This is a genomic window from Flavobacterium sp. LHD-85, from assembly GCF_030929595.1.
Taxonomy (GTDB): domain Bacteria; phylum Bacteroidota; class Bacteroidia; order Flavobacteriales; family Flavobacteriaceae; genus Flavobacterium.
On the sequence record NZ_JAVFVR010000001.1, the window covers coordinates 495,151 to 521,788 of the forward strand.

A 26,638-nucleotide genomic window follows, 5' to 3' on the forward strand; every position below is an offset into this window, starting at 1 on the left:
TTAATAGTGGCATTTACCACACTCTAAACCTCCCATTTGCGCTGCAGTTAATTTCTCTACACCGTATTTTTTAGAAAGTTCAGCATGAATTTTGTCATAGTAAGCATTACCTTCCATCTTAACATCAGTTTTTCTATGGCAATCAACACACCATCCCATTGTTAATTTAGAGTATTGCTTCATGATTTCAAATTCTTGTACTGGTCCGTGACAAGTTTGACATTCAATACCAGCAACAGTAACGTGTTGTGAGTGGTTGAAGTAAACGAAATCAGGCAAGTTGTGAATACGAACCCATTTTACAGGCATTGTTTTTCCAGTATAAGCTTGTTTAGTCTTATCCCATCCAACAGCATCATATAATTTTTGGATTTGAGCATCATAGAATGCTTTGCTGTACTCAGGAGTAGCAGTAGTTTCAGCAACCTCTGAAATATTTTTATGACAGTTCATACAAACATTTAAAGAAGGAATACCAGCTGTTTTACTTACACGAGCAGCAGAGTGGCAATATTTACAATTGATTTCGTTATCGCCAGCGTGAATTTTGTGAGAGTAGTGAATTGGCTGAATTGGCTCATAATTTTGATCCACACCTACTTGCATTAAGTATCCGTACACAAAATAACCACTAGCCAAAAGCAAGAAGATTGCAGTTACCAAAACCAAGAACTGGTTTCTAGCGAAAGCTTTCCAGATTGGAAGTCTTTCTTCTTTTGGAGCAACCTCAATACCGTTTTTATTTGCAACTTTAGTTAAAACCTTGTTTACCATAAACAACATCACAACTAAAATAGCCATTACAAGAGCAAGAGCTCCTAAAATAATGTTATTTGAAATAGCACCACCTTCTACGTTAGTTCCAGGAGGAGTTGCAGCACCTCCTGCAACCGCAGCTGGTTCAGCCTTAGGCTCAGAAGTATAAGCTAAAATATTATCAATATCTCCTTCAGACAATTGAGGAAACGAAGTCATTACAGCTTTGTTATTTTCCTCAAAAAGTTTAACAGCAACAGCATCACCTGACTTAATCATGTCAGAACTGTTATGCACCCACTTGTAAATCCAAGCTTTGTCATGCTTATCAGCAACTCCCCTTAAAGCAGGACCAGTTGATTTAGCATCTAATTTGTGACATGCAGCGCAATTTGCATTAAAAAGTTCTTTCCCTTTTACTGGATCACCGCCTCCTGCAGCTGGAGCAGCCGCAGCAGCCTCAGGCGCCGCCGGAGCAGGAGCATCTTGAGCAAATGAAGTTAGGGAGAAAATTAACGTTAGCGATAAGCCAAGCAGCAATTTTCTTGAGATCGAATTATGGTTACCCACCTTTTTCATATAGTATAAATAATTGTCTACTAATTTTTGGTATGATTTTTTCTGTACTAAATCCAGCAAAAACCTATACCCTCTTTTAAAACTTGCACAAAAATACGACTTATGAGCTATTCTCAAAACCTTAAAATAGTCTTAATTATCAATTTATATCAATTCTAAATAATATTAAAATTTCACACTCAAACTTTAAATAGTATTTTTGCATAAAAACCATCACATTATGAGAATTTTAAGTCCTTCTAAAAGCCTTTTATTAACAATTACAACGATTGCTTTTGCACACAATATTAATGCTCAAGACCAAAATTTAACACTGAATCAAGATCCTAAATTTGAGCAGCTACTGAATGAAAAGCGCAAAATTAACACGTCAATAAATACAAACGATACTTACAGAATCCAAATCTTTAGCGGTAAAAGCGATGAAGCAAAAAAAACGTTATCGGATTTCAAAAGAGAAAACTCAAACATTGACGGAACCATTATTTTTAGCACCCCTAATTATAAAGTAATTGTCGGAAATTTTAAAACCAGAATAGAAGCCGAAAGAAATTTGGCAGAAATCAAAAAAAGATACAAAAGCGTCTTTTTACTTAAACCTGGAAAATAATTCATACAGATACAAAAAAAGCGAGATTTTTACATCTCGCTTTTTTTGTATCTATTTCAGAATTACAACTTTTAAATCTAATTTACCACTTTGATCCCAGCCGCTAGAAAACGTATTTCTTCTTTTGGCATTTTAATCGCATCTATTTCTGCCTTTCCTTTCTTAGCATCTTTTGCATAATGTTTAAGCTCTTCAACCGATGTTATTTTCTTTTCGGCATTTCCTTCTAAAACTACATTTTTACCTTTTAACTCAGTAGGCACAAAAAAAGCGTAATCTTTCATTTTCACAAAGAAAGATGAACCATCTTCCGTTTTAAGAGTTATCCAGCATCCTCTTTTCTCACAAACATCCGCCACTTCACCTTTTACTGCAATTGCTTCTAGCTTTTTAGCAATATCTAATTCGCTTTCAAGTTTTTCAACAGAAATCGCATTATTTAAAACAATTTCCGAGACATCTGCTCCATAATAATCACCTACTAAAGCATTCCCTTTTGGCGGAGCAGGTTTCTCAACACTCTCTTGAGAAAAAGATACTGTTGAAAAACTTATAAAAACCCAGATCGCATATATTAAAACTCTTTTCATATTTACATCATTTACACTCAAAAATAATATTAAAATCCGAAAATACCTATTCAAATCCACTACCACTTCAGTTCATTCTGAATTCGAATCTAAAATCTGCCGTAGCTCTTTTTCAACACTATTCCAATCAGCCAAAAAATTTGAATTAGCCCAAAGACAATCAACAGCCGCCTGTCCCATAACCCTGCCCATCTTTACATCACTATCCCAATGCGCATTACAAACAACACGACTCTCACCAAAATCATATCCACGCTTCAAGATCTCCTTCTCTTTCTCCGGAAAAAGCTTAATTAAAACCAATGACCATGCCCAACCAACTGCAGCATGACCTGAAGGAAACGACCCCACTTTGTACAATATATTTTCCTGATCCGGAGTGCATGTTTTTTGATTATTAACCATAAACGGACGCTCGCGCTTATAATGATTTTTTGCTGCATAAGTAGACAATCCTGCATCTGTCATAACTCTTCGCATCAGTATATAAAGCTTAGGAGTTTTTGACTCACTAATCGCTATACCTATAATTGGTTCAAATGATTTAACCGCAAAAGGAAAAGACAGATCTGCATCTCTTGCTGCTTGTAAAAAACGCTCATCATCTTTAGATTCCAAAGCCTTTCTTGCATATTCTAAATCAGATTCAAAAAGACTTGAGTTGTGTTCTGGAGGTGGGGATAACAAAAGAAGACTGTTTGGCATTTCTGATTCAGACAAATACCCCTCTAACAAAGCAGGCATTATTTCTCTTAACTGCTGAACATTAGTAAAATTACTAACAGGATTCTCTGATTTAAAACTCCTGCCAAAAATTGCATTCACAATATGATTTATCCTTATCCTCATATCAGTACAAATATTTTTACCCAACAATATTCTTTCACATACAGTTAATATTTAAAAAAAAGAAAATTATTACGCAAAGAAACAAATAACCTACTAACCAAACCGTCGTTAAATCTTTTATTTAGGTTTCATATTACAAAATGAAACACATTTATAAAAATTGTTCTCTTGATCGCGGAATCAATACATTTAAAACTAAAACAAAAAAAGTCCCAATTTTCATTGGGACTTTTAAACATATGAATTGAATTTTATTTCAATTTCTTCTTGATTGCTACTTCGTGGTAAGCTTCGATAACGTCATTAATTTCGATATCATTAAATCCTTTTATTTGGATACCACAATCGTAACCTTTAGTCACTTCTTTCACATCGTCTTTGAAACGCTTCAAGGCAACTAATTCACCTGTATGAACAACAACTCCATCTCTAATAACTCTAATTTTAGAAGTTCTCAAGATTTTACCATCAGTAACCATACATCCAGCAATTGAACCCACTTTAGAAATTTTAAAAATCTCTCGAATTTCAGCATTACCTAAAACTTCTTCTTTCATTTCTGGCGCTAACATTCCTTCCATCGCATCTTTCAAGTCATCGATAGCAGCGTAAATGATAGAATAGTAACGGATATCAATTTCTTCTTTATCAGCAAGCTGTCTTGCATTTCCTGCTGGACGAACGTTAAATCCGATAATGATTGCATCTGATGCAGAAGCCAAGTTAACATCGGTCTCCGTAATTGCACCAACACCTTTATGGATAATATTGATCTGAACCTCTTCTGTAGAAAGTTTAGAGAACGAATCTGATAATGCTTCAACAGAACCATCCACGTCTCCTTTAAGAATTACGTTCAATTCTTTAAACTGACCAAGAGCGATACGACGTCCAATCTCATCAAGTGTAATATGTCTTTGAGTACGAACTGACTGCTCACGCATTAATTGAGAACGTTTAGATGCAATTTGTTTTGCTTCTTTTTCATCTTCAAAAACGTTGAACTTGTCACCCGCCGTTGGAGCTCCATCTAAACCTAAAACAGATACTGGAGTCGAAGGACCAGCACTTAAAATAGTATGCCCTCTTTCATCATGCATTGCTTTTACTTTACCATGGTGTTTACCAGCCAACATATAATCTCCAATTTTCAAAGTACCTTGCTGCACTAAAATCGTAGACACATATCCTTTTCCTTTATCTAAGTAAGCTTCAACAACAGTTCCTTGAGCCGCTTTATTTGGATTAGCTTTTAAATCTAAGATCTCTGCTTCCAATAAAACTTTCTCTAGCAATTCTTTAACCCCTGTTCCGACTTTTGCAGAAATATCATGTGATTGAATTTTTCCACCCCAATCTTCAACAAGTAAATTCATACCAGCCAAACGCTCTTTAATTTTATCAACATTCGCGTTTGGTTTATCAATTTTATTGATTGCAAATATAATTGGCACTCCCGCAGCTTGTGCGTGAGAAATTGCTTCTTTTGTTTGTGGCATGATATCATCATCTGCCGCAACTACGATAATAGCGATATCGGTAACTTGAGCTCCACGTGCACGCATCGCGGTAAACGCCTCGTGACCCGGAGTATCTAGGAATGCAATTTTTTGTCCGTTATCCAAAGTAACTCCATACGCTCCAATGTGCTGAGTAATACCTCCAGACTCACCAGCAATTACATTTTCTTTACGGATATAATCCAGTAAAGATGTTTTACCGTGGTCAACGTGACCCATTACTGTCACAATTGGCGCTCTTGTTACTAAGTCTTCTTCTCTATCTTCTACAACTTCTATTGCTTCTTCGATATCTACTGTAATGAATTCAACGTCGTAACCAAACTCATCTGCTACAATAGTTAATGTTTCAGCATCTAGACGCTGGTTCATGGTAACCATGATACCAAGAGACATACAAGTTCCAATTACTTTAGTAATCGGCACATCCATCATGATTGCAATTTCACCTACAGTAACGAACTCCGTAACTTTAATTGTTTTACTTCCTTCGTCAAGAGCTCTTTGCTCATCATCAGATTTCTGACGGTGCGTTTCTCTTTTATCTCTTCTATATTTAGCCGCTTTAGATTTTCCTCCCTTACCTTGAAGTTTTTCAAGAGTTTCTCTAATTTGGTTTTTTACTTCTTCTTCTGTTGGCTCAACTTTAGCCACAATTGCAGGACGGTTTCCTTTTACAAAACCAGGTCTTTGGCTTCTGTTAGCATTAAAACCTCCGCCATTGTTACCTTGAGCTGGTTTGTTATTTGGATTTGGCGTTCCAGGCGCATTACCTGTAGCAGGTTTTGGCGCACCAGGGGTACCCGGCTTTGGACCAATTCTTTTACGCTTGTTTTTATTTGCGTTATTATTATTGCCAACTCCAGGAGCTCCAGGTTTATTCTGAGCCGCTTTAGGATCTTCTTTCTTTTTCTTAGGCTTATTAAATTGAGATAAATCAATTGTCTGACCTGTAAGAGTTGTTCCAGTAAGCTTTTGATATTGAGTCGTAATAGTTTCCTCTGAAGTTGTTGGATCAGTAGACACGATAGGCTCCTGAGCAACTTTAGATTCTGCTTTAACTTCTTTTTTCTCAGTAATAATAGGTTCTTCTTTTTTAACTTCAGAAACAGGAGTTGAAACAACTGGTTCAGATTTTACTGTTTCATTTTGAACAGGCTTTTCTGGCTGCACAGGCGCAGCAACAACTTTTGGTTCTTCAACCTTAGCCGTTTCCTCAGAAGGAGTAATCGCAGGCTTTTTTGGATTTAAGTCAATTTTACCAACTTGTACAGGTCCCGAAACAACCGCTCTCGCTTTAATTATTTCTTGCTGTTTTTGACGCTCTTCTTCTTGTCTGCGTTTGTCTTCAATTTCTTTCTCACGCTCTACACGCAATGCTTCTTTTTCCTTTCTTTTCTCTTCTCCAACCTCTTTAGAAGCCTCCTTGTTCCCCTTATCGCCCGCAAATTGGCTTTGAAGGATATTAAATTCGCTATCAGAAATTTTTGCATTTGGATTTGCATCAATAGCAATTCCCTTATCTTTTAGATAATCCACAGCTCTTTCTAACGAAATATTTAATTCCCTTAAAACCTTGTTTATTCTTATTACTCTCTCTTCAGACATATAACCTTTTTATTATTACCTTTTTCGTTGTGTTGTTAGAGCAGACGCAAGCTATTGCTTAATTATCAAACTCTTCTTTTAGTATCTTCATAACATCTAGAATAGTCTCCTCTTCTAAGTCTGTTCTTCTTACTAAATCTTCTACGTCGTGTTTCAAGATACTTTTTGCAGTATCTAAACCGATTTTTGCAAACTCTTCAATTACCCACTCTTCGATCTCATCTGAGAACTCTGTTAATTCAACATCGTCTTCATCTGCAACAGTACCGGCAACATCTCCTTCACGAATAACATCTAGCTCATAACCTGTCAACTGACCTGCTAATTTGATATTGTGACCACCTCTACCAATTGCTTTAGAAACCTCTTCTAATTTCAAGAACACTTCAGCTCGTTTGTTATCTTCATCAATTTTGATTGAAGAAACCTTAGCAGGGCTTAAAGCTCTTGTTATAAATAATTGAATATTGTTTGTATAATTGATTACATCAATATTTTCATTTCCTAATTCGCGAACAATTCCGTGAATACGAGAACCTTTCATTCCCACACAAGCTCCAACTGGATCAATTCTATCATCATAAGAATCAACAGCTACTTTTGCTTTTTCACCAGGAATACGCACTACGTTTTTAACTGTAATTAAACCGTCAAAAACTTCTGGAATTTCCTGCTCAAATAATTTTTCTAAAAACTTCTCTGAAGTTCTAGACATAATAATCTGAGGTTTGTTTCCTTTTAATTCAACGCTTTCAATAATTCCACGAACATTATCTCCTTTACGGAAGAAATCTGATGGAATTTGTTTTTCTTTTGGAAGCACAATTTCATTTCCTTCATCATCAACCAAGATAACTACTCTAGGACGTACGTGGTGCACTTCGGCTGTATAAATATCCCCGATAATATCTTTAAACTGTTTGTATAAGTTTGTATTATCGTGTTCATGAATTTTAGATATAAGATTCTGACGAAGCGCTAAGATAGCTCTTCTTCCTAAATCAATCAACTTTACTTCTTCAGAAACCTCTTCACCAATTTCAAAATCCGCCTCAATTTTTCTTGCTTCAGTCAATGTAATTTCCTCATTTTCAAAATCAAGATCCTCATCAGCAACAATTACTCTTCTTCTCCAAATTTCCATATCTCCTTTATCAGGATTAATAATGATATCGAAATTTTCATCTGAACCGTATTTTTTCTTTAATGCATTTCTAAATACGTCCTCTAAAATTGCCATAAGCGTTACACGATCAATAAGTTTATTGTCTTTAAACTCTGAGAATGAATCGATTAATGCTAAATTTTCCATGCGAATTTTTTAATTAAAATTAAAATGTTACCGTAACAACTGCCTCTTTAATTTCTGTATAAGGTATTTGTTGCTCTTTTTGAACTGTTTCTTTTCCTTTTCCTACTTTTTTCGGTTCTCTTGCTTTCCAAGACAAAATTATAAAAACATCATTAGCTTCTACTAATTCTGCTTCTATTTTTTCCGTATTTGTGGTAACAATCAACGTTCTACCAACATTTTTCTTGTATTGTCTTATCATTTTAAGAGGAGTTCCTACTCCAACCGATGCTACTTCTAGTGAAAAATCCTGCTCTTCACGATCTAGATTATTCTCGATTGCACGACTAATGTCAATACAGTCTTGTAGCGCAACTCCATTATCTCCGTCTAAACCAACACTAATTTTAAAAGAATCCGAAACTGCCAAATCAACCAAAAAGACTGATGGTTTTTCCAGAAGAGCTTCTGTAATTAATCCGTTTACTTTTTCTTTAAATGTCATAATTTTATAAAAAGAGGGGACACTTAGTCCCCTCATTATTTAGATTTTAATAAATAACAGTGCAAATATAGTGTTTTTTTTATAAATCAAATAAATTGATTGCTCTAAAATAATTCCGTATCTTTATTACAGCATTAAAACATAGAATTATTCATATTTTTTAACCCTCAAAATCATGAAACGAATTTTAGTACCTACCGACTTCTCAGAACATGCAGAAGACGCTTTAAGAGTTGCCGCTCAAATCGCAAAAAAGAACAATTCTGAACTCATTCTTCTTCATATGCTCGAATTGCCACAGCAATCAAACGATGCTATAATGGGCGGAACCAGCATTCCTGAAACCATGCTTTTTATGAAGAAAGCAAACGAAACACTAGACGAAGTTGCCTCTAGAGATTATCTAGAAGGAATTCCGGTAACTGAAATTGTAAAAATGGACAAACCCATACACGGAATCACACAAATAAGCAAAGATTACGACGTTGACCTAATTATCATGGGCTCTCATGGTTCTTCTGGCGTTGAAGAACTCTTAATAGGCTCCAACACAGAAAAAGTAGTTAGAAACTCAGAAATCCCTGTTTTAGTCATCAAAAAAAATATTCCAAATTTTAATGCTTCTGATATTGTTTTTGCTTCTGATTTTTCTGATGAAGCAAAAAAACCATTCGAAAAACTTTTAAACTTCACCAAGTTATTTGATTCGAAACTGCATTTGGTTACGATTTGCACGCCCAACAGTTTCAAACCAACTCACGTGAGCGAAGAAGCAATGAATGATTTTGTAGAAGAATTTGATATATCCAATTACACAACTCAAATTTACAACGACACCAATATTGAAAAAGGAATTATAAATTTCTCCAATAGAATAAACGCCGATGTTATCGGAATGTGCACACACGGCAGAACTGGTTTTGCTCATTTCTTTAACGGAAGCATTAGCGAAGGCTTGGTTAATCACGCCGTTAAGCCCGTTATAACATTAAAAATCTAACATATTTTTCTTTCTTATTAAAGCTTCTCCAACGAGAAGCTTTTTTTTTACGCAAAAAAGTGAACTTCTCAACAAAGTTTAACTGAGCTTTTCAACAAAACCGCAAATCCATTTAATGCAGAAATTTGTCAAATAAAAATTCATTAAAAACAACAATATGAAAACAATAGACAAAATTTACATTAATGGAGAATTTGTTACTCCTAAGGGAACAGAATATTTCGACCTTATTAGCCCAACAACAAATAAAAAATTAGGACAAGTTCGTCTAGGAAACACAGAAGACACTCAAAATGCAATTGAAGCAGCCAAAAATGCATTCAAAACTTTTTCAAAAACAACAGCCACAGAAAGAACCCAATATCTCAAAAATATTAAATCTTCTGTTGAAAAAAGAAAAGACGACTTTATCAATGTAATGATCGAAGAATACGGAGGCACATTTCAGTTTGCATCAGTAAGTTATGAATACATGCTAAAAGGATTCGATTCAGCAATCAATCTACTAAACAGCTACGATTTTATCAAAACAATGGGACAATCTGAAGTTCAAATGACTCCAATCGGCGTTGTTGGAATCATAATCCCATGGAATTCCAGCAACGGATTTATTTCTAGCAAACTAGCAACAGCAATTGTTGCGGGATGCACAACCGTTATAAAACCTAGCGAAATGAGCGCGCAACAAACGCAATTAATAACAGAATGCTTACATGACGCGCAACTCCCAAAAGGAATAGTAAACATCGTAAATGGATTAGGAGAAATTGTTGGCGCAGAAATAAGCAGAAACCCAGATATCGCCAAAATATCTTTTACAGGATCTACAAACGTTGGAAAAATCATTTCAAAAGAAGCCGTCAATACCATGAAAAGAATCACTCTTGAACTTGGCGGAAAATCTCCAAACATTATTCTAGACGACGCTGACCTCTCAAAAGCCATTCCGCTTGCGCTTGGAGCAGCATTTATGAATAGCGGACAAGCGTGTATTGCCGGAACTAGATTATTAATTCCAGAAGACAAACTGGAAGAAGTAAAATCTCTTATCAAAGAAACAATCCCAAACTTCATTGTCGGCGACCCAAAAAATCCAAATACTGCAGTCGGACCAATGGTTAGCGAAAAACAATTTAACCGTGTTCAAGATTACATCCAGATAGGAATTAGCGAAGGCGCAGAAATACTAATTGGCGGACTTGGAAAGCCAGAAGGGTTAGAAAACGGAAATTTCGTCAAACCAACAATCTTTACTAACGTAAATAATCAAATGCGCATTGCAAAAGAAGAAATATTTGGGCCTGTTTTATCTGTCATTACTTATAAAACAGAAGAGGAAGCAATCGAAATTGCAAATGACACCACTTATGGATTACAAGCATACGTAAGTTCATCAGATTCAAAAAGAGCCTACAATGTCGCTTCTCAAATTAATGCTGGCCGCGTACAAGTTAATGGAATTGGCCACGACCCAATGGCTCCTTTTGGCGGATTTAAACAATCTGGAATTGGACGTGAATTTGGAACACTTGGCCTTGAAGCTTATTTAGAGCCAAGAGCATTAATTCAGCCAAAATAATCAACATCAATCTGGAAATCTTTATGCATAAAGATTTCCAGATCTTTTAGTATTTTTACAATATGAGCATAAAACAAAATACAAAGCCAAAAATCCTCTACTCGTGCTATTACTCACGCAGTCGAGAAGGCGAGCATTTTATACCTGAACATGTTTTTAGCTATCAGATTTCTGGCGAAATGATCGCTTCAGACAGCAAAAACACTTTTCACACCAAACCAGGAGATTTTCGCTTTAGCAGAAGAAATCATCTAGCGAAGTTTACCAAGATTCCGCCAGAAGGAGGAGAATTCAAAACCATTTCTCTTTTTTTGGATCAGGAAATTTTAAGAGAAATCAGCAAGGAGTACAATTTGAAAGCCGATAAAAAAGCCGATACAGACGCCATGTTTTCATTGGCTCCCAACCCACTCTACAAATCTTTCATGGAATCGCTATTATCTTACCTTGAAGTTGAAGAAGAAAACAACGAAACTTTATTCAATTTAAAAATCAAAGAAGCTATTCACCTTTTATTAAAAGTAAATCCAGAATTAAAAGACATTTTATTCGATTTTAACGAGCCAGGAAAAATTGACTTAGAAGCATTTATGAACAAAAACTTTCATTTCAATGTTCAAATGCAACGATTTGCTTATCTAACAGGGAGAAGTCTCGCTACATTTAAAAGAGATTTTCAAAAAATATTTCAGCAAACGCCTGGGAAATGGCTTCTAAACAAAAGACTTCAAGAAGCATATTATTTAATCAGCCAAGGAAATCCGCCATCAGAAGTATATATCGGCGTTGGATTTGAAGATCTTTCGCATTTTTCTTTTTCATTTAAAAAGAAATTCGGAATCGTTCCTTCTTCTTTAAATCATAAATAGACCTTCAATAGGTTTTCCACAATAAGCCTCCCGTGGTTGAAACCACGGGCTATATTTAAAACAAGACACATAAAGCTTTCGAACTCTGCATTCTTTAAAAAAACTTAGCGAACTTTGCGAACACCTTAGCGCACCTTGCGGTTAAAAAAACATTCCAAATTTAAAGCATAAAAAAAGCCTCTCATTTCTGAGAGGCTTCTCTGTTGGTCTACTAGGACTCGAACCTAGAAAGACGGCACCAAAAACCGTAGTGTTACCATTACACCATAGACCAGCAGTGCGGTTAAGCGGGTGCAAAATTAAAACTTTATTTAATTTATGCAAATTTTAAACAAAACTTTTTTCAAATAAAAAAGCCTCTCATTTTTGAGAGACTTTTTCTGTTGGTCTACTAGGACTCGAACCTAGAAAGACGGCACCAAAAACCGTAGTGTTACCATTACACCATAGACCAGCAGTGCGGTTAAGCGAGTGCAAATTTAAGTCTTTATTTAGTTTGTGCAAACTTTTTGGGCAAAAAAAATCATTTTTTTTGATTTTTTTCACATTCAAATCCACCTCAAAAACAAAAACTACTCATATCCAACACATTACTTCCCTCTTATAGTTTTGTAGAATTTTTTGTTAATGCTCGTTTCTTTAAGTAAAAAAACATTTTCTTTGTAGGATAGAAAAACATTCAAATTTTTAACACCTAAATATGGCACAATTCAATTTCAATAAATGGAATACAATTATTGGTTGGTTTGCATTTGCAATCGCTTTAATCACTTACACCTTAACAGTAGAACCTACAATGAGCTTTTGGGATTGCGGAGAATATATTGCTACCGCAGCTAAACTTGAAGTAGGTCACCCACCAGGAGCTCCACTTTTCCAGATGATGGGTGCATTTTTTGCCATGTTTGCAATAGATGCTCAACATGTGGCTCTAATGGTCAACATGATGTCTGTTTTTTCTAGCGCATTTACCATATTATTTATGTTCTGGTCATCGTCTATGATTTTGAAAAAGATCGTAGGTCGTTTTGCTGAAATTGATCAAAACAATTCGATTGTTATTCTAGGAAGTTCTTTTGTAGGCGCTTTGGCTTACACTTTCTCTGATAGCTTTTGGTTTAATGCCGTAGAAGCCGAAGTTTATGCAATGGCTTCTTTATTAATTGCCTTGCTTTTCTGGCTTGGTTTAAGATGGGAGCAAGACATGGACAAACCAAAAGGAAACAAATGGCTTCTAATTATTTCGTTAGTTATTGGTCTTTCATTTGGGGTTCACTTTATGGCTCTTTTAACTATTCCTTCTATTGGATTCTTGTACTATTTCAAACACTACGAAAAAGTTACCATCAAAAACTTTTTAATTGCCAATGTAGTTGTTATTGGAATTTTATTATTCATTTTTAAATTGCTTTTGCCTTTAACGATGGCATTTTTCGGGAAAACCGAGATTTTCATGGTTAACAGCATGGGACTTCCATTTAACTCAGGAACTATCTTTGTAGCATTATTATTTATTGCTTTCTTCTATTTTGGATTAAAATATACTAGACAAAAAGGTTTAATATTCTACAACACTATTATATTGTGTATATTATTTATCCTAATTGGTTTCTCAACTTGGTTAATGCTTCCTGTTCGTGCAAACGCCAATACGGTTATTAATGAAAACAAACCATCAGATGCTACTGAGGTTTTGGCATATTATAATCGTGAGCAATATGGTGTAAATCCTTTATTTTATGGACCTCAATACACTGAACTTTTTGCTGGTCTTGATGCTAAAACTCCTTATTTAGACAAAAAACCAAACTACGAAAGAGACTATAAAACAGGTAAATATATTATTACCAATAATTATAAAAACGCAGAACAAAATTCTGACGACAACCAAAAAGCTGTTTTACCAAGAATGTGGAGTACAGAAACAGCTCACATTCAAAACTATATCAACTTTACAAATCCTCCAAAGTTCCGAATCAATCCTAATTATAATTATGATGAAGATTTGGCAAAATACGGAATCGATGCAAGCCAATTGAGCGAAGATGAATACAACAAAGCTACAGCTCAATTGCGTAACGAAGTTGAAAAAACAGTTTCTGAGTTTAGAAAAGCTTATGCTCAAAAACAAATCGACAACGAAGGTTACGTAAAATTCTTAAGAAGCTACGGAGAATATTTACTTATCGAAAAACCAACGACAGCTGACAATTTCAGTTTTATGTTTGAATATCAATTTGGTTACATGTACTGGAGATATTTGATGTGGAATTTTGTTGGCCGTCAAAATGATGTTCAAGGTAAATACGATAATTTGGACGGAAACTGGATCAGCGGTATCAAAGCTTTAGATTCTGTACATTTAGGTTCTCAAGACAATCTGCCAACAGATGTTTTAAACAACAAAGGCCGTAATGCTTATTATTTCCTTCCTTTTATTTTAGGATTAATTGGTATTATGTACCACGCAAACAAAGACTTGAAGAGTTTCTATGTTCTTTTGGCTTTATTTTTATTTACAGGAATTGCACTAAAAATATACTTAAATGAAAGACCTTTTGAACCTCGTGAAAGAGATTATGCTCTTGTAGGTTCCTTCTATGTCTTTGCCATCTGGATTGGATTTGGCGTTTACTCGCTCTACGAAAGCCTTCAGAAATACCTAGCTCCAAAAATTGCCGGACCAGTTCTGATTGCAGGAAGTTTATTGGCGGCGCCTGTTTTAATGGCTGCTCAAAACTGGGATGATCATGATAGATCTGGAAAATACACTGCTGTTGCAATGGCAAAAGCTTATTTAAGTTCTTGTGATAAAGATGCAATCTTATTTACTATTGGAGATAATGACACTTTCCCTCTTTGGTATGCACAAGAAATTGAGCATTATAGAACCGATGTGAAGATTGTAAATACAAGTTTATTTATGACAGATTGGTATATCGATCAGATGAAAGCGAAGTCTTATGAATCGAATCCGTTGCCTATTTCTTTTGTACATAGCCAATATGTAGGAGATAATTTAGATTATACAGCTTACATCCAGAAAATTGATACTCGTTGGAATATTAAAGATTTCATCGATTTCATCAAAAATCCTAAATCTACTGTTGGTTTACAAAACGGACAAACAATCCATTTCTACCCAACAAACAAGATTAGAGTAAACGTGGATAAAAACACTATTATCCAAAATAAAGTAGTTAATCCTAAATATTACGATTCTATTGTTCCTTACTTAGATATTGACATCAAAGGAAGCGCATTGTACAAAAACCGTTTAATGATGCTTGATATCTTAGCAAACAACAATTGGAAGAGACCAATTTACTTTAGTGGTGGTGCTTTTGATGATGAAGATTATTTATGGTTAAAAGATTATCTGCAATTGGATGGAATGGTGTATAAATTGGTTCCAATAAAAAATACGCCTTCTAAAGATGGCGGACCATTAGACATGGGACAAATCGATGCAGATAAAATGTACGATATTGTAATGAAATGGGATTGGGGTAATAGCAATGGAAACATCTATCACGACCCTGAAACAAGAAGAAATAGTATTACATACAGAACCAATCTTTCGAGATTAATGAACCAGCTTATTGCTGAAGGCAAAATTGACAAAGCTAAAAACGTAATCAATTTAGCCATGACCAAAATGCCTTTAGACCAATATGGTTATTATTCATTGGTTGAAGCTTTTGCTGATGGTTATTATAAAGTTGGCGAAAAAGCTAAAGCACAAGATCTTTTAAACAAATTGGTTCAGAAATATAAAGAGAATCTAAACTATTACAGTACATTGACTCCTTCTGACCAAACAGATTTAGCGGTAGATATTATTACAGATATCGAGCGTTACAGAAGCTTATTGCATGTAATGGATGATAACAAAGACACTGCTTTTTACAACCAGCACAAAACCACATTTAATACTTACGTAAATGTTTTTGAACGTTTTGGCCGTGAAAAAGAGTAAATAATATACGAAAATCTTACTTATTAAAAAAATGCAGCGCTGTTTGATAAATAGCGCTGCATTTTTTAATTTTATACTTATAATACAATTTTAATTCAAAATGAGCTTCTATTGGGTAAAAACTAACGCATTTATAAAAAAGGTGTTTTCTAAATATTGCTGGGACATTCCTAACAACGAAAAGAAAATATACCTCACTTTTGATGACGGCCCTACTCCAGAAATTACAGATTGGGTTTTATCTGAATTAAAAAAATTTGATGCAAAAGCTACTTTTTTCTGCATCGGAAAAAATATTAAAGCCAACCTCTCTTTATTTGAAAAGTTAATTACCGACGGTCATTCAATTGGCAACCACACCATGAACCATGTGAATGGATGGAAAATCCATACGAATGAATATATCGAAAATGTAAAAAACTGCGCCGCTGTTTTAGATGAGCAAGAGAAAGCGCCACACCGCTTATTGTTTCGTCCTCCTTATGGAAAAATCAAAAAAGCACAATCTAAAATCCTTAGAAGTTTAGGATATAAAATAGTAATGTGGGATGTTTTAAGTGCCGATTTCGATCAAAGCATTACTCCAGAAAAATGTCTTGAAAATGTAACCAAAAATGTAAAATCTGGCAGCGTAATTGTTTTCCATGACAGTATTAAAGCTTCTCCAAATTTAAGATTTGCTTTGCCTCGTACACTGCATTTTTTAAAAGAAAACGGGTATAAGTTTGATATTATTCACTAAATAACATCAATAAAGAGAAGTTATTTAGACGTTAAATTGTTCCTGGACAATTCCGATTATAGTATTGGCATCAAGCTCTCCAGATTGCCTCCAGATCATTTGCCCTTCTTTGTAAATCATTAAAGTTGGAAGTCCTTTAATACGAAGCGCTTCTGCTAGTTCCTGATTTTTATCTACATCAATTTTGATTACTTTGGCTTTATCGCCAAGCGCAGCAGCTACGTCCTTAATAACAGGATGCATAGATACTGAAGATTCATTCCAATCTGTGTAAAAATCAATTAACACTGGAACTTGGGCATTTATTAGTTCTCCAAATTTTGACATAAAACCAAAAAATTAAGTTTTTTAAATCTCTTAAAAGAAATAAATATTATACAAATGTAGCATTTTTAACGAATTAACCGACATTACGGCCTTTTTTTAGTTCAATAACTGTTATTTCAGGCATAATTCCAACTCGTCCAGGATAGGCGTGAAAACCAAATCCGCGGTTAACATAAACGTATCTTCCGACGTTTTCGTACAAACCTGCCCATTGTTTATAAATGTATTGTGCCAAACTCCATTTAAAATAACCTGGAATCTCAATTCCGAACTGCATACCGTGCGTATGGCCTGCAAAAGTCAAATGAAAGTTCTTTGGATGGTCTTTAATTTCAGCATCCCAATGGCTTGGGTCATGGCTCATTAAAACTTTAAAATCGTCTTGATGCACATTTTCAGAAGCTTTATTCAAATCGCCTGCTTTCTTAAAATTCACCCCCCAGTTTTCTACTCCAATCAAAGCGATTTTGTCATCGCCTTTTTGAATATAAGCATGTTCGTTCAGCATTAATTTGAAACCAATCTGACCATACAAATTTTTAATTGCCTTAAAGTTTTCATCCTTTTCTTTTTCAGAAGGCCAAGTCACATATTCACCGTAATCGTGATTCCCCAAAACGGCAAACTTTCCATATTTATAATCTTTAATACGGGCAAAGGTTTCCAGCCAAGGATGCATTTCTTTAGCATGCGTATTTACAATATCTCCTGTAAATAAAATCAAGTCTGATTCTTGTGCATTGATCAGATCAATGGCATAATTTATTTTCTCTGGATTATCAAAACTTCCGCTGTGAACATCAGAAATCTGTGTGATTTTAAAACCGTCAAAAGCATCTGGAAGATCAGGAAAAAATATCGTTTGTTTGATTACTTTGAAATTATACTTCCCTTCAAAAATTCCGTAAATAATAGAAAGAAATGGAATTGCTGCTAAACCTAAAGCGATCTGACTCACAAATTTTCGTCTGTCTGGCATCATTTCTTTTCGAGGGGTATTGTAAACAAAATAATTTAAGATGCTTGCTCCAATTCTAAAAATATCCTCACCAAACATGATTAGTGTAAGCACAATTTTAGGCACATATACTGCCAACATCAATCCTGTAGTAAACATAAATTGCCTAGTCTGACCAACAGAGCGATCAACTTGCGAAAAAGAATATATGATAAAGATTAAGACCAGTAAGCTTATAACTTGATAACTAATCAAAACCCAACGTGTTTTGATTAAAGTTCGAAAAGCCTGATATGAATAGAACTCAACAAATAATAAAAGAGCACATAGAATTACAAAACGAAAAATCATTTAATATATAGTTTTAAACAAAGTAACAAAGAATGAAAATTCTATTTCTTTTTATTATAAAAAATTTAACGCTGTTAAAATAAAAAAGCTGAAAGATCACTCTTTCAGCTTTAACCTACCAACCTTTAAAACTATTTAATCTTAAGACTTAAAATCTTATATTATTTTGCTTTTGGAGTTTCTGTTTTTGCAGCTTCTGCTTTTTTCTCACCTTTAGCTTTTTTGTTTGCTTTTTTATCTTGTTTTTCAGTTTTCACTTCTTTTGATTTTGCTGTTGCTGGAGTTGTTTGTGCACTTGCCATTGCAACTGTTCCTAAAACTGCTACTGTTAAAATTGCTAATTTTTTCATGACTTTAAATTTTTATGATTTATTATTTCATTATTTATAAGTCAAAGGTATATCCACAAAATGAAGACAAAATGAAGAAAAAGTCTTACAGAAAAGTTTAACTTTTAATTGTGATTTTGAAACCATAATTTAAAAGAAGTGCCTTCTCCAACTGCAGATTCTACAGTAATTTCTATATGATGGAAGGAAGCAATACTTTTTGCAATTGCAAGCCCTAAGCCCTGCCCTTCCTGGTCGGAACTTATTCTGGTAAAACGGCTGAATATTTTTTCTAGCTGCGATTCATCCATTCCAATACCAGAATCTCTTACCAAAATAAAATAATGATCATCATCGTAACCGTCTTCAACAATAATCTTTCCTTGCGATTTATTATATTTTATGGCATTGGTAACCAAATTATAAATCAGAATATGAATTAAGGTTTTGTTTCCTGTGAAAACAAAAGTGTTTTGCATTCTATTTTGAAATTGAATTTCTTTATCGTCTATACGATCCTGAAGGTCTTCCTGCAAATCAGAAACGATTTCGCGAAGATTAATCTCTTCATTCAACTCATATTGATTGTTATCTATTCTGGAAATCAGCAATAAATTATTGATAATTTTTTTCAGCATATCTAACGTCTTTAAAGAACCTGCAATTTTATCGACTGCGTTATCATCTAAAGATTCATTTTGAAGCAAATTTTCAAGTTTGTTCTTAAGCAGTGCAATTGGCGTTAAAAGTTCGTGCGAAACATTAGAAATAAACTGCTTTTCTTTTTTAAAAACTTCGGCAATACGGTCCATCATTTGGTTTAAAACAAAATCCAATTCCCTAAAATCTCTTGAAGCCGCTTTTATCGGAGTATGATCAAATGTTTCTGGTTCGTTTACCCGCCTGATTTTAGTATCAATAATTTTATAAAATGGCTTTAAAAGATATTCGATATAAAAAGTGTCGGCCAAAAAAGTAATAAAAAGAATGACCACAAAAACAATTATAATGAAAAGCCTAATTACAAAAGTTAAATCGTTTACCTCGCTTAAACTGCTTCCAATTTCAAGCTGATAATCTTCGCCTTCGTAAGTAAAATGATGTTGTAATATTCTGTACTCGCTTTCTTCGTTTTCAATCTTACGATATTCATTTGTAAAAGTTGTTTTCTTTTGATGTGGTCTTATTGGCACTCTAGAAAGCACTAGAAACTCACTGTGAAGTGTCGAAAACTCAGAAAAAGTCTCTGTTGTATCATCTGGATTTTCTATAAAATCATTGATTTCCTCTTGATTAAGATGCTCAATAAACTTTTTCTTTTTCTCCAGCAGACTATTATTAATATGATGATACACCACATTTTCTACCAAAATAGGAAGCATCAGCCATAAAATCAAAATGACCAGCAGTCTGGTCATGGCATTAAAAATGGCTAATTGATGTTTTATTTTCACAAGAATAATTTTATTCGTTTATACGATACCCCACATTTCGAACCGTCTCAAACCAATCTATAGAAGTATGTTTATCTAATTTTTTGCGAAGATTTCGAACATGAACATCTATAAAATTGGAATCTGAATTCACCTCCAATATATCTCCCCAAATATGCTCGGTCAATTGCAATCTTGTAATAACACGGTTTTTGTTGAGAACCAAATACTGAAAAATATCAAATTCTTTTTTGGTAAGGCTTAACGGAATTTCATTAAAACTCACTTTATAATCCTGAAGCTGCAATAAAAAGCCGTGAATACTTAAATTGTTTAAAGTAAAACCGTGAATCCTGCGAATTACAGCAAACAGTCTTGCTGCTAGTTCTGTTAGAGCAAACGGTTTTGTGAGATAATCATCGGCTCCAAGATGAAGCCCGTTAATTCTGTCATCCAATTCTCCGCGTGCTGTAAGTACTATTACCGCAATCTTTGATTTTGTTTTTCGAATCGTCTGCAAAACCTCAAAACCATCACCATCAGGCAAACCCAAATCCAACAACATGGCATCATAATCATTACTTCCGAATTCTTCCAAAGCATCGGCACAATTATTTGCAATTTTACAGATATAACCTGCTTTGCACAGAAAATCATAAACTTCTACAGCAAGTTCTTTATTATCTTCAACAATTAAAACATTCATAAACAAGGCATTTAAGCACAACTAAAATTAATCAATTATCAAAAGTCCAGCTGCACATTATTAAAAAATTAACGAATGAAAAAAGCTGACAAATTTCTTCATCAGCTTCTTCAATCGCATTCTCATAATCATTATTCCTGTTTTGCCTTCGTTACAATGCTTCGAAAACAAAACGAGAGCAATTTTTATTTTTTAGCTTTTGGGGTTTCTGGTTTAGTCGCTTCTGTTTTTGGAGCTTCAGCTTTTACTGATTTTGCTTTTTTATCAGATTTGTGTTTAGGATGTTTGGTTGCTTTTACTTCTTTTGCAGGAGCATCTTTACCATCTTTTGCAGGAAATGCGTGAACCATTGCACTTGTTCCTAAAACTGCCACTAGTAACATTAATAAATTTCTCATGATTTCTAAGATTTAAGAATTAATACCTTTTATTTTACAGATCAAAATTACCTTCGCAACATGAAGAGAAAATGAAGAAATCCCTGAATAAAAAATTTTAACTTGATATTAACGCTTTGCAGATTTTTACCATATAAGTTATATAAGTTCATTTAAAAATTCTGCGTCAATACTATTTATCATAACGATTAGACGCAATGCGATGTGTCTAATCGTTATGCATATTGCTAAAATGAACTTATATAACTTATATGGTAAAATTTTTCATTTTTGACAATTTTTGAGAACTCAATTGTTTATTTTTACAGACTAATATTTTTAATATGTCAACTCAAAAACGCCTTTTTCTTCTAGATGCTTATGCATTAATTTTTCGCGGTTATTATGCTTTTATAAAAAACCCGAGAATCAACTCAAAAGGAATGGATACATCTGCAATTATGGGTTTTATGAACTCACTTCTAGATGTTATTAAAAGAGAAAAACCAGATCATTTGGCCGTTGCTTTTGATAAAGGCGGTAGTCATGTAAGATCTGAAATGTTTGTTGATTACAAAGCAAACCGTGACGAAACTCCAGAAGCAATTAAAATTGCTGTTCCCTATATTCAAGAGTTATTAAGAGCCATGCATATTCCGATTATCGAACTTGCAGGCTGTGAAGCCGATGATTTGATTGGAACAATTGCCAAACAAGCCGAAAAACAAAACTATCAAGTGTTTATGGTAACACCCGATAAAGATTTTGCACAATTGGTTTCTGAAAATATCTTTATGTACAAACCTGCCCGAATGGGTAACGGAATCGAAATTTGGGGAATTCCTGAGGTTTTGGCAAAATTTGAAATTGAAAGACCTGAACAAGTAATTGATTTTCTTGGAATGATGGGTGACGCTGTAGATAATATTCCTGGATTGCCTGGTGTTGGTGAAGTAACAGCAAAAAAATTCTTGAAAGAGTTTGGCTCTATGGAGAATCTTTTGGCTAATACAGACAAGCTAAAAGGTAAAATGAAAGAGAATATCGAAGCGAATAAAGAAAAAGGAATCCTTTCTAAAAAACTTGCTGCAATTATTACAGATTGCGATGTTACTTTTAACGAAGAAGATTACGAACTTTCTCGCCCAGATATCGAAAAAACAGATGCTATTTTTCAAGAACTAGAATTTAGAAGAATGGCGGAGCAATTTGACAATTTGTTTAAAACAGATGGCGCTCAGACTGCTACTGCAGCTACAGATGCAAAACCAGCTAAAAAAGCTGCCGCTAAAAATGAAGACCAATTTGATCTTTTTGGAGGCACAGAAGAGGAAGACACAGACACTCCAAGAACTTCTTTTTATAATACTTTAGAAAACACCGAGCATTTTTACCAAACCATTCAAGGCGATTTAGGCATTAAAATGCTTTTGCAGAATCTGCAAAAACAATCTTCAGTTTGTTTTGATACTGAAACCACAGGAATCGATGCTTTGCATGCAGAATTGGTTGGAATGTCATTTTCTTACGAAAAAGGAAAAGCATTCTATGTTCCGTTTCCAGAAAATCAGGAAGAAGCAAAAGCTTTGGTAGAAAAATTTGTTCCGTTTTTTGAAAATGAAAACATTGAGAAAATCGGTCAAAATTTAAAATACGATTTAAAGATCCTTTCTAATTACGGCGTAACTGTAAAAGGAAAGCTTTTTGATACTATGATTGCACATTATCTGATTAACCCAGATATGCGTCACAATATGGATATTTTGGCAGAAACTTATTTGAAATATTCTCCAAAATCAATTGAAACATTAATTGGTAAAAAAGGAAAAAATCAGCTTAATATGCGTGACGTTCCTTTGGAAGATATTAAAGAATATGCTGCCGAAGATGCCGATATTACGTTACAATTGAAAGAAATCTTCACAACTCAATTAGACAAAACCGAAACCAAAAAGTTATTTGATGAAATCGAAATTCCTTTAGTAAGTGTTTTAGCCGATATGGAAATGGAAGGTATTCGTCTAGACGTTGATTTCTTAAATCAAATGTCGAAAGAAATGGATGTCGAAATCAAATCTTTAGAACAGAAAATTTACGAAACAGCTGGTGAAAAATTCAATTTGGCCTCTCCAAAACAATTAGGAGATGTTTTATTTGACAAACTAAAAATTGGTGGAGCAAAACAAAAGAAAACCAAAACGGGGCAATATGCAACTGGCGAGGAAGTTTTGACTTATTTGGCAAATGACAACCCAATCGTAAAAGATATTTTGGATTGGCGCCAAATGGTAAAACTGCAAAGCACTTATATTTTAGCTTTACCAGAACAGGTTGACAAAAAGACTTTACGCGTTCATACCGATTATATGCAGGCTGTTGCTGCAACTGGACGTTTGAGCTCTAATAATCCAAACTTACAGAACATCCCGATTCGTACCGAAAGAGGCCGTCAGATTCGTAAAGCTTTTGTTGCACGCGATGAAAACCATACTTTAATCTCTGCCGATTACTCGCAAATTGAATTGCGAATTATTGCAGCTCTAAGTGGCGAAGAAAATATGATTAAAGCTTTCCAAAACGGAGAAGACATTCACAGAGCAACCGCTGCAAAGGTTTTTAATGTTGCTTTAGAAGAAGTTTCCCGCGAACAAAGAAGCAATGCTAAAACAGTAAACTTCGGAATTATCTATGGTGTTTCCGCTTTTGGTTTAAGTAGCCAAACTTCACTTTCTAGAAGTGAAAGTGCCGCTTTGATCGATGCGTACTACAAAACATATCCACGTCTTAAATCTTATATTTCTGAACAAGTTGAATTTGCTCGTGAAAAAGGTTATGTACAAACTATTTTAGGGCGTCGCAGATATTTAAAAGACATTAATTCTGCCAATGCCGTTGTAAGAAGCGCCGCAGAACGAAATGCCGTAAATGCACCAATTCAAGGAAGTGCTGCCGATGTGATCAAAATTGCCATGATCAACATTCATAAAAAACTTCGTGACGAAAACTGGAAGTCTAAAATGCTTCTTCAGGTGCATGATGAGCTCGTGTTCGATGTCCACAATGATGAACTCGAAAAAATCCAACCAATGATTAAACACGAAATGGAAAATGCTTTCAAAATGTCGGTTCCTTTGGAAGTAGAACTTGGTTTAGGAAAAGATTGGTTAGAAGCGCACTAAAAAATAAATTCTTCATATTTAAAAGCTGTTCAATTTTGAATGGCTTTTTTTATTCATTAAAAACAACATTGTAAGAATTTTACTTTTGCTACATTTACAGCTTTATAACCACCTTTTAAGATTTAAAAGAAAATGAAAAAATATTTTTTCTTCCTGTTTCTGCTTTATTCAACAATTGCAATTTGTCAAAGCAAGATTTATTATCTCGAAGGAACTTTAGGTAAAAGCACTATTTTTATGACTGTTCAAGTTTATAAATCGGACAATGAAGCCAATTTAAATGCTGTGTATTTCTACAAAAATTCATTAAAAGATATTAAGCTCGAAGGAAAATTAAAAGACAGTAATAATTTCACTTTCTATTTTAAACCTGGCGATAATATTACTGAAAAATTTTACCTTAAAAAATCAGGTGATAATTTTGATGGATTCTGGTATGATGCCAAAGACAAGCAGTTAGCCGTTCATCTTGAACCTGTAAATTTTGATAATTACAAATCAAATCTCAAAATTAGATTTGATGACGAACGTTTAAATCTAGTGAAATACAAATTTCTGGAATTCAAAAAACAGAAAACAACACTTTATAACAACAAAGAATTTGTATGGTATTCTGAAAAACATTGTGATTCAGATTTCTTTAGATTGGGAAGTAATTTTTCAGAGAAAAATAAAACTTTGATTAATCCTATTTTAGAAAAAATACATATTGAAAACACATTAGCTCAGCTTAATTGTGCGTCTAGTTTCGAATACAGCCAAGGAAAAGGCATTGAAGGCAATTCAACAATTAACTTTTTGAACAATGATTTATTAGGTTTTCAAATTTCAATGTTTTGGGATTGCGGAGGTGCTCATCCAGATTTCGGAAGCAGTGGCTATCTTATTGATTTAAGCAACGGAAAGCAATATGGAATTGATGATATCCTAGCTTTTGACAAAAGCGTGACGGGCGACAGTGAAAATAATTTTGATGCTTTTTCAAAATACAGAAATGATTATTTTGCTCCAAAATTATTAGAAATTATCACTTCAATAGAACAATTTAAGAAACCAGATAGTGACGATGACTGTGATTATACGAATGCAGAATACTGGAGATTTGCGGCTTGGAATTTTACAGAAAAAGGAATTGAATTTACTCCAAGTTTCTACAGAGCGGCCAGAAATTGCGAAGAACCTTATTTAGTTCCTTTTGAAAAATTAAAAAAGTACAAGAATCCTAAATTTCCCTATGAGCTTAAATAAAAAAAATCCATTCGTTGTGGCGAATGGATTTTTAGTTTTATTTTTTTCGAGTTGATTCTCTTTCTTTCAATTTTGTTTTGATGACGATGGTTTCATATTCAGAAACCGTTCCTTCTGGCTCTTCTAATCTTTCAATTAATCTTTTGGCAGCAACTTCCCCAATTTCAACTCCATGCTGACTTACTGTAGTCAAACTTGGCGATAAACGTCTTGAAGCTAAAATACCATCTGCAAAACCAATAATAGAAATATCTTCTGGAACTCTGTATCCTTTTTTCAAACTTACTCGTAAAGCTGCAACTGAATCATTTTCATCCAAAGCAAAAATTCCGTCAATTTTATTGTCAAAAATCGCATCAATTTTACTTTTCATATCTTCCTCAGAATCGGTACGAAGAATGATTTTTTCATTTACAGGAATATTATTGTCCGCTAAAGCTTTCAAATATCCATCCGCTCTTAACTTCCCAACACTCAAGTTATCTACAGAAGATATTAAAGCGATATTTTTACATCCGAGATTAATTAAGTGCTGTGTTGAATTTAATGCTGAATCGAAATCATCTACAACAACTTTGTCGCAATCTACTTCATCAGCAATACGATCAAACATCACGATTGGTGTTCCGTCGTTAATTATTTCAGAAAAATGATTGTAATCTTGAAGTTTTTGAGCTTCTTCAGAAACCGAAAGGATAAATCCGTCAATAGTTCCGTTACTCAACATTTCAAGCGTATGGATTTCCTTTTCTAAAGATTCGTTAGAAATACAGGTAATTACATTATATCCTTTTTTATCGGCAACTTTCTCAATACCGCTAAAAACTTTCGCGAAGAAAGAATTTAGAATATTAGGAATAATTACCCCTATCGTTTTGGTTTTACGATTTTTTAAATTTAGACCAATAACATTCGGCTTATAATTTTTGAGTTTGGCATACTCCTTAATCTTAACCTTCGTTTGCTCACTAATTTCTGGACTGTCATTCAATGCTTTAGACACTGTTGACACAGAAACTCCTAGTTCTTTCGCAATTTGTTTTAGAGTTGCTTTAGCTTTCATCTATAAAAGTTTATGTAATTAATACAAATATAGTAGAATTACCGAAAATAAAACAAAAAACAACCATTTGTCTTTGAAATTATACTACCTATTCGAAAAAAATCTATAAAAGAAGATTATTCTGAAACCGCATCTCCTAAAATTTCGTTAATAATTAAATAGCTAATAACTAAGACCAATGTTGTTAACC

Annotated in this window: 21 protein-coding genes and 2 tRNA genes; 8 read left to right on the plus strand and 15 right to left on the minus strand. The window is 34.1% G+C overall.

The genetic code is table 11. The features are described from left to right. The gene (locus tag RB618_RS02150; RefSeq protein ID WP_308067833.1) at window positions 1-1,335 is read right to left on the minus strand and encodes a c-type cytochrome; all 1,335 of its coding nucleotides are present in this window, start codon (window positions 1,333-1,335) and stop codon (window positions 1-3) included. Between the two features lie 220 nt (window positions 1,336-1,555). Here RB618_RS02150 and RB618_RS02155 point away from each other — a divergent pair, with 220 nt between their 5' ends. Continuing rightward, a complete protein-coding gene (locus RB618_RS02155; RefSeq protein WP_111379241.1) occupies window positions 1,556-1,945 on the plus strand; it encodes an SPOR domain-containing protein in 390 nt (129 codons plus the stop codon). Window positions 1,946-2,022: 77 nt separating this feature from the next. On the opposite strand, the gene RB618_RS02160 is transcribed toward RB618_RS02155, so the two are convergent. From RB618_RS02160 to rimP, 5 genes are all read right to left on the minus strand, one after another. After that, entirely contained in the window at window positions 2,023-2,535 is a 513-nt protein-coding gene (locus tag RB618_RS02160) for a DUF4920 domain-containing protein (RefSeq protein WP_308067279.1), read from the minus strand. 72 nt (window positions 2,536-2,607) lie between these two features. Next, on the minus strand, window positions 2,608-3,408 hold the full coding sequence (locus RB618_RS02165) for a phosphatase PAP2 family protein (protein ID WP_308067280.1): 801 nt from the start codon (window positions 3,406-3,408) through the stop codon (window positions 2,608-2,610). Between the two features lie 227 nt (window positions 3,409-3,635). Further along, window positions 3,636-6,512, minus strand: a complete 2,877-nt coding sequence (infB, locus tag RB618_RS02170) for a translation initiation factor IF-2 (RefSeq protein ID WP_111379242.1) — start codon at window positions 6,510-6,512, stop codon at window positions 3,636-3,638. Window positions 6,513-6,570: 58 nt separating this feature from the next. Continuing rightward, window positions 6,571-7,824, minus strand: a complete 1,254-nt coding sequence (nusA, locus tag RB618_RS02175) for a transcription termination factor NusA (protein WP_095927936.1) — start codon at window positions 7,822-7,824, stop codon at window positions 6,571-6,573. A gap of 19 nt (window positions 7,825-7,843) precedes the next feature. After that, window positions 7,844-8,308: a ribosome assembly cofactor RimP gene (gene rimP / locus RB618_RS02180; protein WP_162536295.1), complete on the minus strand. Its 465-nt coding sequence runs from the start codon at window positions 8,306-8,308 to the stop codon at window positions 7,844-7,846. Window positions 8,309-8,483: 175 nt separating this feature from the next. On the opposite strand from rimP, the gene RB618_RS02185 reads away from it, so the two are divergent. The 3 genes from RB618_RS02185 to RB618_RS02195 all read left to right on the plus strand — a co-directional run bounded on the left by RB618_RS02185 (window position 8,484) and on the right by RB618_RS02195 (window position 11,756). Further along, window positions 8,484-9,308, plus strand: coding sequence for a universal stress protein (locus tag RB618_RS02185; protein WP_308067281.1), 825 nt, complete (start codon window positions 8,484-8,486; stop codon window positions 9,306-9,308). A gap of 157 nt (window positions 9,309-9,465) precedes the next feature. Continuing rightward, entirely contained in the window at window positions 9,466-10,887 is a 1,422-nt protein-coding gene (locus RB618_RS02190) for an aldehyde dehydrogenase family protein (protein ID WP_308067282.1), read from the plus strand. Between the two features lie 62 nt (window positions 10,888-10,949). Then, window positions 10,950-11,756: an AraC family transcriptional regulator gene (locus tag RB618_RS02195; protein ID WP_308067283.1), complete on the plus strand. Its 807-nt coding sequence runs from the start codon at window positions 10,950-10,952 to the stop codon at window positions 11,754-11,756. 203 nt (window positions 11,757-11,959) lie between these two features. On the opposite strand, the gene RB618_RS02200 is transcribed toward RB618_RS02195, so the two are convergent. Both RB618_RS02200 and RB618_RS02205 read right to left on the minus strand, forming a co-directional pair. Further along, window positions 11,960-12,030: transfer RNA gene (locus RB618_RS02200), tRNA-Gln, on the minus strand. Window positions 12,031-12,139: 109 nt separating this feature from the next. Further along, a tRNA-Gln gene (locus RB618_RS02205) sits at window positions 12,140-12,210 on the minus strand. Window positions 12,211-12,456: 246 nt separating this feature from the next. Here RB618_RS02205 and RB618_RS02210 point away from each other — a divergent pair. Together RB618_RS02210 and RB618_RS02215 are read left to right on the plus strand one after the other, a co-directional pair. Next, window positions 12,457-15,735, plus strand: a complete 3,279-nt coding sequence (locus RB618_RS02210; RefSeq protein ID WP_308067284.1) for a DUF2723 domain-containing protein — start codon at window positions 12,457-12,459, stop codon at window positions 15,733-15,735. A gap of 100 nt (window positions 15,736-15,835) precedes the next feature. Beyond that, window positions 15,836-16,477 carry a polysaccharide deacetylase family protein gene (locus tag RB618_RS02215; protein WP_308067285.1) on the plus strand — a complete coding sequence of 214 codons (642 nt, stop codon included), beginning with the start codon at window positions 15,836-15,838 and terminating at the stop codon, window positions 16,475-16,477. Window positions 16,478-16,501: 24 nt separating this feature from the next. On the opposite strand, the gene RB618_RS02220 is transcribed toward RB618_RS02215, so the two are convergent. From RB618_RS02220 to RB618_RS02245, 6 genes are all read right to left on the minus strand, one after another. Further along, window positions 16,502-16,804 (minus strand): co-chaperone YbbN, encoded by a 303-nt coding sequence (locus RB618_RS02220; protein WP_008466807.1) that lies wholly within the window; start codon window positions 16,802-16,804, stop codon window positions 16,502-16,504. A gap of 73 nt (window positions 16,805-16,877) precedes the next feature. Continuing rightward, on the minus strand, window positions 16,878-18,113 hold the full coding sequence (locus tag RB618_RS02225; RefSeq protein ID WP_308067286.1) for a metallophosphoesterase: 1,236 nt from the start codon (window positions 18,111-18,113) through the stop codon (window positions 16,878-16,880). 161 nt (window positions 18,114-18,274) lie between these two features. Beyond that, window positions 18,275-18,463, minus strand: a complete 189-nt coding sequence (locus RB618_RS02230) for a hypothetical protein (RefSeq protein ID WP_308067287.1) — start codon at window positions 18,461-18,463, stop codon at window positions 18,275-18,277. A 104-nt stretch (window positions 18,464-18,567) separates the two neighbouring features. Next, window positions 18,568-19,896 (minus strand): HAMP domain-containing sensor histidine kinase, encoded by a 1,329-nt coding sequence (locus RB618_RS02235; protein ID WP_308067288.1) that lies wholly within the window; start codon window positions 19,894-19,896, stop codon window positions 18,568-18,570. Between the two features lie 10 nt (window positions 19,897-19,906). Then, window positions 19,907-20,581, minus strand: coding sequence for a response regulator transcription factor (locus tag RB618_RS02240; RefSeq protein ID WP_308067289.1), 675 nt, complete (start codon window positions 20,579-20,581; stop codon window positions 19,907-19,909). 185 nt (window positions 20,582-20,766) lie between these two features. After that, window positions 20,767-20,979, minus strand: a complete 213-nt coding sequence (locus tag RB618_RS02245; RefSeq protein WP_308067290.1) for a hypothetical protein — start codon at window positions 20,977-20,979, stop codon at window positions 20,767-20,769. Between the two features lie 323 nt (window positions 20,980-21,302). On the opposite strand from RB618_RS02245, the gene polA reads away from it, so the two are divergent. Both polA and RB618_RS02255 read left to right on the plus strand, forming a co-directional pair. Then, complete coding sequence (polA, locus tag RB618_RS02250) at window positions 21,303-24,137, plus strand: DNA polymerase I (RefSeq protein ID WP_308067291.1); 2,835 nt, start codon at window positions 21,303-21,305, stop codon at window positions 24,135-24,137. A 132-nt stretch (window positions 24,138-24,269) separates the two neighbouring features. Beyond that, window positions 24,270-25,385, plus strand: a complete 1,116-nt coding sequence (locus RB618_RS02255; RefSeq protein WP_308067292.1) for a hypothetical protein — start codon at window positions 24,270-24,272, stop codon at window positions 25,383-25,385. Window positions 25,386-25,422: 37 nt separating this feature from the next. Here RB618_RS02255 and RB618_RS02260 read toward each other — a convergent pair whose 3' ends face one another. Further along, complete coding sequence (locus RB618_RS02260) at window positions 25,423-26,448, minus strand: LacI family DNA-binding transcriptional regulator (protein WP_201998628.1); 1,026 nt, start codon at window positions 26,446-26,448, stop codon at window positions 25,423-25,425. Between the last annotated feature and the right edge of the window lie 190 nt (window positions 26,449-26,638).